The 1109-nt window shown below is 48.7% G+C and carries 3 protein-coding genes; all 3 read left to right on the top strand.

Features of this window, described 5'->3' with window-relative positions; translation table 11 throughout:
- The coding region (locus HP552_RS10580) for a protein NinF (protein ID WP_217506379.1) at positions 1–216 on the top strand (216 nt) is incomplete at its 5' end.
- Complete coding sequence (locus HP552_RS10575) at positions 206–820, top strand: recombination protein NinG (protein WP_015979261.1); 615 nt, start codon at positions 206–208, stop codon at positions 818–820. The genes HP552_RS10580 and HP552_RS10575, both read left to right, overlap by 11 nt.
- Positions 817–1023 (top strand): phage NinH family protein, encoded by a 207-nt coding sequence (locus tag HP552_RS10570; RefSeq protein WP_002901791.1) that lies wholly within the window; start codon positions 817–819, stop codon positions 1021–1023. Before HP552_RS10575 ends, HP552_RS10570 begins: the two co-directional genes overlap by 4 nt.
- The last annotated feature ends 86 nt before the right edge of the window (positions 1024–1109 follow it).

Below are 1109 nucleotides of genomic sequence, written 5' to 3'. Positions count from 1 at the left end.
CCTGTGGGATATCCGGTGGCTAAGACGTCGTGCGAGGAAAACAAGGTGATTGACCAAAATCGAAGTTACGAACAAGAAAGCGTCGAGCGAGCTTTAACGTGCGCTAACTGCGGTCAGAAGCTGCATGTGCTGGAAGTTCACGTGTGTGAGCACTGCTGCGCAGAACTGATGAGCGATCCGAATAGCTCGATGCACGAGGAAGAAGATGATGGCTAAACCAGCGCGAAGACGATGTAAAAACGATGAATGCCGGGAATGGTTTCACCCTGCATTCGCTAATCAGTGGTGGTGCTCTCCAGAGTGTGGAACCAAGATAGCACTCGAACGACGAAGTAAAGAACGCGAAAAAGCGGAAAAAGCAGCAGAGAAGAAACGACGACGAGAGGAGCAGAAACAGAAAGATAAACTTAAGATTCGAAAACTCGCCTTAAAGCCCCGCAGTTACTGGATTAAACAAGCCCAACAAGCCGTAAACGCCTTCATCAGAGAAAGAGACCGCGACTTACCATGTATCTCGTGCGGAACGCTCACGTCTGCTCAGTGGGATGCCGGACATTACCGGACAACTGCTGCGGCACCTCAACTCCGATTTAATGAACGCAATATTCACAAGCAATGCGTGGTGTGCAACCAGCACAAAAGCGGAAATCTCGTTCCGTATCGCGTCGAACTGATTAGCCGCATCGGGCAGGAAGCAGTAGACGAAATCGAATCAAACCATAACCGCCATCGCTGGACTATCGAAGAGTGCAAGGCGATCAAGGCAGAGTACCAACAGAAACTCAAAGACCTGCGAAATAGCAGAAGTGAGGCCGCATGACGTTCTCAGTAAAAACCATTCCAGACATGCTCGTTGAAACATACGGAAATCAGACAGAAGTAGCACGCAGACTGAAATGTAGTCGCGGTACGGTCAGAAAATACGTTGATGATAAAGACGGGAAAATGCACGCCATCGTCAACGACGTTCTCATGGTTCATCGCGGATGGAGTGAAAGAGATGCGCTATTACGAAAAAATTGATGGCAGCAAATACCGAAATATTTGGGTAGTTGGCGATCTGCACGGATGCTACACGAACCTGATGAACAAACTGGATACGATTGGAT

It is taken from the genome of Paenibacillus xylanilyticus, from assembly GCF_013359935.1.
Lineage (GTDB): Bacteria > Bacillota > Bacilli > Paenibacillales > Paenibacillaceae > Paenibacillus > Paenibacillus xylanilyticus.
Note: the sequence above shows the minus strand (reverse complement) of the source record. Positions and strands in the feature narration are given on the sequence as shown.

Bases quoted from the DNA above. Each gene is read 5' to 3' on its own strand.
- HP552_RS10575 (WP_015979261.1), top strand. From the start codon at position 206: ATGATGGCTAAACCAGCGCGAAGACGATGTAAAAACGATGAATGCCGG.
- HP552_RS10570 (WP_002901791.1), top strand. From the start codon at position 817: ATGACGTTCTCAGTAAAAACCATTCCAGACATGCTCGTTGAAACATAC.